This window comes from uncultured Sphingomonas sp. (genome assembly GCF_964237335.1).
GTDB lineage: Bacteria > Pseudomonadota > Alphaproteobacteria > Sphingomonadales > Sphingomonadaceae > Sphingomonas.
Map to the genome: position 1 here is coordinate 1 of NZ_CAXSHM010000065.1, position 8,663 is coordinate 8,663.

Annotated in this window: 10 protein-coding genes; 6 read left to right on the forward strand and 4 right to left on the reverse strand. The window is 66.0% G+C overall.

The genetic code is table 11. The features are described 5' to 3' along the window. Positions 1-399: DUF6640 family protein (locus ACFE65_RS16915; RefSeq protein ID WP_375383531.1), on the forward strand; the 399-nt coding region annotated here is incomplete at its 5' end. A gap of 108 nt (positions 400-507) precedes the next feature. Here the strand turns inward: ACFE65_RS16915 and ACFE65_RS16920 are convergent. Continuing rightward, on the reverse strand, positions 508-1,029 hold the full coding sequence (locus ACFE65_RS16920) for a DUF523 domain-containing protein (protein WP_375383532.1): 522 nt from the start codon (positions 1,027-1,029) through the stop codon (positions 508-510). A gap of 33 nt (positions 1,030-1,062) precedes the next feature. Continuing rightward, complete coding sequence (locus ACFE65_RS16925) at positions 1,063-1,959, reverse strand: alpha/beta fold hydrolase (protein ID WP_375383533.1); 897 nt, start codon at positions 1,957-1,959, stop codon at positions 1,063-1,065. A 170-nt stretch (positions 1,960-2,129) separates the two neighbouring features. Here ACFE65_RS16925 and ACFE65_RS16930 point away from each other — a divergent pair, with 170 nt between their 5' ends. From ACFE65_RS16930 to ACFE65_RS16945, 4 genes are all read left to right on the forward strand, one after another. Next, positions 2,130-2,858 carry an SDR family oxidoreductase gene (locus ACFE65_RS16930; RefSeq protein ID WP_375383534.1) on the forward strand — a complete coding sequence of 243 codons (729 nt, stop codon included), beginning with the start codon at positions 2,130-2,132 and terminating at the stop codon, positions 2,856-2,858. Between the two features lie 121 nt (positions 2,859-2,979). Continuing rightward, positions 2,980-4,416 (forward strand): phospholipase D-like domain-containing protein, encoded by a 1,437-nt coding sequence (locus tag ACFE65_RS16935; RefSeq protein WP_375383535.1) that lies wholly within the window; start codon positions 2,980-2,982, stop codon positions 4,414-4,416. Between the two features lie 150 nt (positions 4,417-4,566). After that, complete coding sequence (locus tag ACFE65_RS16940) at positions 4,567-4,995, forward strand: hypothetical protein (protein WP_375383536.1); 429 nt, start codon at positions 4,567-4,569, stop codon at positions 4,993-4,995. 101 nt (positions 4,996-5,096) lie between these two features. Further along, positions 5,097-5,378 (forward strand): DUF3297 family protein, encoded by a 282-nt coding sequence (locus ACFE65_RS16945; RefSeq protein WP_375383537.1) that lies wholly within the window; start codon positions 5,097-5,099, stop codon positions 5,376-5,378. Positions 5,379-5,424: 46 nt separating this feature from the next. Here ACFE65_RS16945 and ACFE65_RS16950 read toward each other — a convergent pair whose 3' ends face one another. Beyond that, complete coding sequence (locus tag ACFE65_RS16950; RefSeq protein WP_375383538.1) at positions 5,425-6,234, reverse strand: LytR/AlgR family response regulator transcription factor; 810 nt, start codon at positions 6,232-6,234, stop codon at positions 5,425-5,427. Then, positions 6,231-7,322 (reverse strand): sensor histidine kinase, encoded by a 1,092-nt coding sequence (locus tag ACFE65_RS16955; protein WP_375383540.1) that lies wholly within the window; start codon positions 7,320-7,322, stop codon positions 6,231-6,233. Before ACFE65_RS16955 ends, ACFE65_RS16950 begins: the two co-directional genes overlap by 4 nt. 394 nt (positions 7,323-7,716) lie before the next feature. Here ACFE65_RS16955 and ACFE65_RS16960 point away from each other — a divergent pair, with 394 nt between their 5' ends. Next, positions 7,717-8,613, forward strand: a complete 897-nt coding sequence (locus tag ACFE65_RS16960) for a hypothetical protein (RefSeq protein WP_375383539.1) — start codon at positions 7,717-7,719, stop codon at positions 8,611-8,613. Positions 8,614-8,663 lie beyond the last annotated feature (50 nt).

The following is an 8,663-nucleotide window of genomic DNA, read 5'->3' on the forward strand; positions in this document are numbered from 1 at the left end:
AGATACTCGCGCCCACCGCAACCCTCTCCCGCCAACCCCGTGAGCAGTTACCCGGCAACCGCCAAACAGCATCTCTGGAACCGCAACTGGCCTCCTCATGCCAAGTTTCATAACGGCCAGACGATGGTCATGGGGACTTTCGGCGGGCTGCTGTCGCTGACCATCCTGTTCGGAGCTCGGCCCCTCACACTGCCGCTGTTCCTGCTCGCTGCCGGCGTCGCGGCCAGCTACTTCGTCTCGATGGCCCTGGCGCCGTTTTTCCCCGGGACGGATTGGATAGACCCGGAGTTCGCAGGCGAGACAGGCCGCCCGCTTGGTCTCGCGCCGCAGCAGCTTGTGACGTACGTTCTTTGTACGCTGGTGCTGGTCGCGATCGCGGTCGCGATCTGGTCGCATTGAGGACCCTATGGTCACATGACCTTGCAAGCATCGCGTGGGATGGTCTGCCCATGCCATGGCAGGCTTCAACCACAACGCGATCCCCCTCCGGGACCCGTCCGCCGAACGCTACGTTCGTTCCCGCCCGTCCAGTGCGGCGGCGAGGGCGATGATCTCGTGCGGCGTGAACACCGCGATGCCGTGCTGGCGAAGGAGCGCGGCGGTCGCGCCTTCGCCGTCGATGCGGCGTCCCTCGAAGGTGCCGTCGTAGATGAAGCTGCCACCGCACGACGGGCTCCCGTCCGTCAGGAGGGCGAAACGGCAGTCGTGGCGAACGGCGTCCCGAAGCGCCATCCGCGCGCCCGCCAGGTAGATCGCCGTCACGTCGGTGCCGTCGGCCTCGACCACGCGGCCATCGCCGCGGATGACGCCCGCGCCGCTCCCGCCGGCCGCGATCTCCGCCGGCGGTCGCGGTGTCGGCAATCCCGCCATCACCTCGGGGCAGACGGGAACGACGCGCCCCTCACCCACCCAACGATCCAGAAGCGCGTCCTCGAGCGTCGCGGCCGATCCGTCGTACCGTACCGGCCTGCCCAACAGGCAGGCGCTGACCAGCACCTTGGCGCGGCTCGTCTGGAGAGCATCGGGCATTCCTGACTTTACGCCGGACGTCTAGCGTGTCCATCACGCCGCGAAGAAGTCAGCCAGGAGCGCGGCGAGCGCCTCGGGTTGCTCCTCGGGGATGAAGTGGCCGCTCGGCGCGATCGTCTCGCCGCGCAGGTCGTCGGCGAAGGGCCGCAACGGGCCGGCCATGTCGGGGATCGAGCCCTGGTCGGCGCTCACGGCCAGCACCGGCATGGCGAGCCTGGCATCGCGGACCAGCGCGCGGTTCTGCTCGGCGGAGAGGCCGACCGAGCGATAGAAGGCGAGCCCTGCGCGCAGGGCGCCCGGCCTGGTGAAGATGCGGACGTACTCGTCGAGGTCGGCCTCGCTGAAGCTCGACGGGTCGGCGGCCTTGCGGCGTAGGAACCAGTCGAGATACACGCGCTCGCGGCCCGCGATCAGCGCCTCGGGAAGGTCGGCGAGGGCGTGGAAGGCGAAATGCCACGTCCGCCACGCCCGGTCGGGCGCGGTCGGCAGCATGTCGGGCAGCGTGATGCCGGGGATGCCCGCGTCGAGGATGGCGAGCCGGCTGACCTCGCCTGGAAACATCAGCGCATAGGGGAGCCCGACCCACGCACCGACATCATGCGCGGCGAGGCCGTAGCGGGCAAGGCCGAGCCGTCCGAGGAGGGCATGGACGCGGCGCGCGACCGTCCCGGTGTCATAGCCGTCGAGCGGCTTGTCCGAATCGCCCTGGCCCGGAAGGTCGACGGCGATCAGGCGGAAGCGCCCCGCCAGGATCGGCATCACCTTGCGCCACGCGAACCAGCTTTCGGGATAGCCGGCGAGCAGCACCAGCGGCTCCGCGTCCTCCGGCCCGGCCGTCACATGGTGCAGCCGCAACCCGTCGATCGTCTCGAAGCCGTGGCGGAACGAGGGGTCGCCCAAGGACGGCACGGCGTGGTCGAATTGGGTCATGAAGGGTCCCGTGAGGCTTGGACGCGTGTTCGGGCGCCGTGTCCGCCGGATCGTGCGAGGGCGCGCGAGGACCGCTTCCCTGGCGAAGGCGCGCGGTCGGCCCCTCAACAAATGACGGATCTGAGGTAAGGTCGTCGCGGCAGGCGTCGGGCCGACCGAATGGATGAGCGATGATGGACAAGGTCGTGGCGATCACGGGCGCGAGCAGCGGGATCGGCGAGGCCGCCGCGCTGCGGCTTGCCGAACGGGGCGCGAAACTCGTGCTGGCGGCGCGGGGTGGGGACAGGCTGGACGCCTTGGCCCACCGGATCGCCGCCGCCGGTGGCGAGGCGTTGCCGATTCCGGTGGATGTGTCCCGTCGCGACGATCTGGTGCGGCTGGTGGAGGCCACGTGCCGGCGGTTCGGCCGGCTGGACGTCCTGGTCAGCAGCGCGGGCGCCATGCCGATCGGACCGCTCGACGATCTTGCGGTGGATGATTGGGAGCGGATGGTCGACGTGAACCTGAAAGGCGTGCTGTACGGGATCGCGGCGGCGCTGCCCGTCTTCCGCGCTCAGGACAGCGGTCACTTCGTCAACATCGCCTCTACCGCGGCCCGCAAGACGACGCCCAACCAGGCCGTGTACTCGGCGACAAAGGCCGCGGTCCTGGCGCTTTCCGACGGGCTGCGGCAGGAGCTCGCCGGCAAGCTGCGCGTGACGGTCATCTCGCCGGGGTTCACGAACACCAGCTTCGTCGAGCACGTCCGCGATCCGGCGCTCCAGGCGCAGATGAAAGCGGCCGCCGTGACCTACGCCATGGACCCGCAGGCGGTGGCCAGCGCTATCGCCTATGCGATCGAGCAGCCTGGCGAGATCAACATCGGCGAGATCGTCGTCCGATCGACCGCGCAACCCTGACGGCACGGAGCGGGGCGAACCGCCGCACGTCCCAAGCTCGGTAAGTCGGCCCGGTAGTAGCGGGACGGGCACCCCGCGATTGCTACTGCCCCTGACATTATCCCTTGTTATACTCCACCCCATGCGCCTCGATCTGCTCCACCCCTACCTGCCTCACTTCGACCTGCACGGCTGGGAAACCGGCTATTACGTCCTCGAATGGCTGATCCGCCTCGGTGCGCTGGCGGTCGTGCCGTTGCGCCGGTCGCCGCAGGCGAGCGCGGGGTGGCTTGGGATCATCTTCTTCCTGCCGGTGCCCGGGCTGATCGCCTTCTGGATGATCGGCAGCCCGCATTTCCCGGCCTGGCGGCGCGAGCGGTTCGAGTCGCTGCGGCCCTATCTCGACCGGATCGCAGGGCTGCTCTCGCGCCATCCGCCCGACGATCCCGGCGCGATCGACGCGCTGGCGCAGCGGCTGGGCTATTTCCCCGCGGTGTGCGGCAACAGCGTCGAGCTGATCGACGATTACGACGGCGTAATCGACCGGATGGTCGCGGACATCGACGCCGCGCGGGCTTGCGTGATGATGACCGTCTACATCTTCGCGGACGATGCGGTGGGCCACAAGGTGGCGGACGCGCTCGCCCGCGCGGTGGCGCGCGGCGTCGGGGTCCGCGTGTTGTTCGATCCAGTCGGCTCGCACACATGGCGGCGCGGCACGCTCGCGATGCTGCACGCGACGGGGGCGGAGGTGCGCGAAGCGCTGCCGTTCCGGTTCCGCTTCCGGCTGCGCACCCGGCGCGACATGCGCAACCACCGCAAGCTGTTCGCGATCGACGGGCGCATCGCCTATGCGGGATCGCAGAACATCGTCGCCAAGGACTTCCGCCCCGGCGTCGTCAACCGCGAGCTCGTCGCGCGCGTGACCGGGCCCGTCGTGGCGGAGATCGAGGCGGCGGTGCGCGCCGACTGGTTCCTGGAGACGGAGACCAGGCCCGACGGCCCGGCCACCGAGCCCGAGCGCACCGGCGAGGCGTGCCTGCAACTGCTGCCCAGCGGCGCGGAATATCCGATGGAGGGGTTCGAGACGCTGCTGGTGTGGCAGATCCACCAGGCGCGCAAGCGCGTGGTGCTGGCGACGCCGTACTTCATCCCGGACGACGACGTGGTGGGCGCGATGCGGACCGCCGTCGCGCGCGGGGTGGAGGTGCATCTGGTCGTGTCGAAGGTGGTGGACCAGCGCGTCGTCCACCTCGCGCAATGTTCCTATTACAGCCAGTTGCTCGACGCGGGCATCCGCATCCACCAGTTCCGCGATTTCCTGCTCCACGCCAAGAACGTCAGCGTCGACAGCCGGATCGCGATCGTGGGGTCGAGCAACGTCGACCTGCGCTCGTTCCAGCTCAACGAGGAGGCGTCGCTGCTGATCCACGATGCCGCCTCGGTCGCAGGCGTCGAGGCGGTGCAGCAGGGGTATCTCGACGGCAGCGACCTGGTCGACAAGGATCGCTGGGCGTGCCGCTCGCGCCCGCGCCGGCTGGCGGAGAACATCGCCCGGCTTGTCAGCCCGCTGCTATAGGAGTGGGAGCGACCGGCTCGCATAAACGCTTGCTTAACAACGCATTCCGCGTCGGTTCAGCCCGACTCGCCTAATCCTGAAACCACGCTCCCGCCCGATGCGTTAATGATGCAGGCAGCGGACCGGGCGTTGGATGTGAGGAGTTACGAGATGAACAAGATTCTGGGCAAGATCGGACTGGGTCTGGTCCTCGCGGCGACGGCAGTCACCGCCTCGGTACCGGCGGACGCGCAGCGTGGCGGCGGCGGCCATGGCGGCGGTGGCGGGTTCCACGGTGGTGGCGGCGCCTTCCATGGCGGCGGCTATGGTGGGTATCGCGGCGGATATGGTGGCTATCGTGGCGGCTATGGATACCGCGGTGGGATCGGGCCGGGCGGAGCGGCGGTGCTCGGCGGGATCGTTGGCCTGGGCGTGGGCGCGGCGATCGCGGGCCATGGCTACGGCTACGGCGGCTATGGGTACGGATATCCGGCCTATGGTTATGCCTATCCCTACTACGGCTACTATGGCCCGCGGTGCTGGACGCAGTTCCGTCGCGACTATTACGGCTATCGCGTCCCGGTCCGGGTCTGCGACTGACCTGATCGACCTGTGATGGGTCGGTGAACGGCGCGGGAGGGAAACCTCCCGCGCCGTTTCGCTATGGAAATCCCAAGGCCGTTGCGCCAAGGCGCCGGCCCATGACCGATACACCTCCCGACCGCCTGTCCTCCAACCCGCGCAGCCCGTTCTTCGACGAGGCGCTACTCGCGCGCGGGATCGGCATCCGCTTCAAGGGCGCCGAGCGCCGCGACGTGGAGGAATATTCGCGCACCGAAGGCTGGATCCGCGTCGCACTTGGCAAGAAGGTCGATCGCCGGGGCCAGCCGCTGACGGTTAAACTGTCGGGCGAGGTCGAGGCCTGGTTCGAGCGGCCGGCGGCGGGTGCGGAGCCGTCCGACGAGGTTTCGGCAAGCGATTGATCGCAAGACTTCGTCACCCCGGATCAAGTCTGGGGTGACGGGTAGGTCAATGCACGAACCGCGCCACCACCTCGCGGTATGAGCGGCTGACCTTCACCTGGCTGCCCGAGCCCAGCACCAGGAAGCATTCGCCGTTGGTGTGGGGCTTCACCTGCTTGACGAGGTCGAGGTTGACGATCGTCGAGCGATGGATGCGCTGGAAGCGGCGCGGATCGAGGCGTTTTTCCAGGTCCTTCATCGTCTCGCGCAGCACCAGCGAATTGTCGCCCGTCTTGATGACCATGTAGTCGCCCGCCGCCTCGATCAGCTCGATCGTGTCGACGTCGACGCGGAAGATCTGGCCGCGGTCCTTGATGTTGATCATCTTCTCGAACCGGCCGGGCGCACCCGAGGAGGAGGGCCCATCGAGGCCCGCGCCGTCGCTTACCGCGTCGGGCGCGACCTCCGCCAGCACCTCCTTCAGCTTCTCCGCCTCCTCCGCGCTGCCCTTCTCGAGCAATCGCTGGCGGACGTGCGCCAGCGTGTCGGCGAGTTCCCCCTCGTCGACCGGCTTCATCAGATAGCCCAGCGCCTGCGCCTTGAACGCGCGGATGGCGTGATCGGAATAGGCGGTGACGAAGACGAACAGCGGCGGATCGACGTCCATCAGCCCCTGCACCACCGAGAAGCCGTCGAAGCCCGGCATCTGGATGTCGAGGAAGACGAGATCGGGCTTGTGCGTCTTGATCGCGCCGATCGCCTCGCGGCCGTTCTGGCATTTGGCGACGATTTCGACGTCCTCGTGCACCAGAAGGCGCAGCTCCAGCCCCTGGATGGCCAGCGGCTCGTCGTCGACCAGGATGGTACGGATGCTCATGGGGCTTCTCTCAACGGTTCATCGAGCTGGAACGGGATTTCGATCGCGACTCCGAACCCGCCGGTGGGCAGCGCGCGGACCTGGAACCGCTGATCGGGGCCATAGGCCTGCGCGAGCCTTTCTTTGATATTGGTGATTCCCACGCCTGTTGAAAGGCTTGGCCGCTTCGGCATCGCCTGCAAACCCGGGCCGGTGTCCGATACGTCGATCTGCACCCTGTCCCCGGCGAGCCGAGCGGTGACGGTGATGTCGGCGCCGTCCTCCTTGGGCGTCACCGCATATTTGATCGCATTCTCGACGAGCGGCTGGAGCAGCAGCGAGGGCAGCCGCGCCTTTTCGACGCGCGGATCGATGTCGAAACTCGGGCGCAGCCGCGCCTCGAACCGCATCTTCTCGATCTCGAGGTACAGTTTCAGCGTCTCGACCTCCTGCGCCAGCGTCACATGCGCGGTGGGCTCGTTGGCGAGCGTGTAGCGCAGGAACGACGACAGGCGCGACAGCATCGCGTTCGCGCGCTGCGTGTCCTTCAGCAGCACCAGCGTCGAGATCGAGTTCAACGTGTTGAACAGGAAATGCGGGTTGAGCTGGTAGCGCAGCATCGCGAGCTGCGCCGACGAGGCCTGCATCTCCAGCACCTCCATCTGGTCGGCCTGCTCCTCGACGATCAGGTAGAAATTGATCCCGAAATACAGCGCCGACCAGCCGAGCAGCACGGTGAAGTTGAGGAACAATGTGCCGAACAGCAGCGACAGGTCGACGCCCGGCGCCTCCAGCCGGATGAACGAGAAGGAGAAGGCGTCGATCACCGCGTACAGCAACGTCGCGACGAGCAGCGTCAGCCCCGCGAGCGGGATGCCGATAATGCGGCGGAGCTCGCGCCGGTAATAACCGTATAGCGTCGAGAGCAGCAGGGTAATGCAATAGCCGACGATCGATTCGATCACGACAGGAACAGTCGACTGGAAGCTCCAGCCGTTGGAGATCGACGACACGCCGCGCAGGATCAGATACCCGCTCCACCCCGCCGCCTGCAACGCCCAGAACGCCCGCACCCGGTTCTCGAAGAACGGCCGGACAGGAACGGGCAGCGCCGGCGGTGCGGTGGCGCGCGCGGAACCAGGCGAAGGGCCGGACGCGGGAGAGACTGGCAGGCTGGCCACTGGCGGTTCCTACACGGGGCGGCGTCCGCGCGAAAGCGCTGGGCCGGTGATCTTCCCGAGCGGTTCGCCCGCAACGCCGACCGGCCACGCGATCCATCACATCGGCTCATCGCCTGGAACGACCTCGGTCGTCATGTGGCTCGGCGTGCAGGCTTGACCCACATGGCACTGCTGCTCAGCGGCGGAAGTCGCGCCATCCGGCGATGACGTTCCCTCACAAAAGCGGCTTGAGCGCCCAGACCATGCTTATTTTGGCGCTCGCTCGCCTCTTGCCACATTTTGCTAAAAGAGCCACTGCTGACGAGGGGATACGGGGGAAATCATGGCATACGAATATGGCAGTAGCAGTCAAAGCTTTAGCCTGGCCAATCCGCTTCGTATTCATAACTATTTTCTGGCCAGCGCCGCAGCGATAGCTGGTCTTACTGGCTTCTACCTCCTGCTCAGCGCACGATCCACCCTCCAAGGCACGGAACATGCCAGTGCAATCGGTGTTCTAATAGTGTCGTTCGTCGTCCTTGTAGTTACCGGGCGTTTGATTTATCGAGTCTTGAGCCAATTACGTTTCTACTTTGGGAGAGGCAGGCCCGCTGCTCTTGCGCCCATGCTTTCTCCGGATGAACTCGGTACAACACCTCGTGCCGACAATTACATAAAGGAGGCACTTCGACAGCAGGCTCTTGAGTACATAGAACCGGCAAACCCTTTATCCGGCGTTCTCTATTCCATAATCCCCAATCTGATCTATGCTCCGCCACCAATAAGGTCGTTCGCAGAGCGCCAGTTCAGAGCCGGCGCTTTTACCCTATCGATCATAGCTGGCTTGCTAATAGCGCTAGTTTTCAGCGCGGGAAGCAGCAACCCCAGTGCGGTAAACGTGTCGCGTTGGGCCGCATTGGCGTATCTGGCCATAGCGGCGCCTAGCCTGTGGCGATCCGCCGCCGAAAGATCACCGAGCTCTGAAGCAGCGAACAGCATCTCTATCCCAATGGTTGTGGGACTCTTAGTCTTTTCAGTCGTCGGGCCAACCGCAATATCGATTATTTCTTCGAAAATTCCAGCTCCACCATTGGACATAAGCCCAACCATGGTGATTGTGCTACTGACGTTAGCCTTGCTACTTCATATCCTCTTTTTTGTTGCTATCGCAAGACATGCTCTGCCGCCACCGATGACGTCAGTTTCCGTCAAACAAGACACTTGGAACCTATCTTGGTAACTGCTCACGGGGTTGGCGCATGACGGCTTGATCAGGCGACTGCGAAGCTG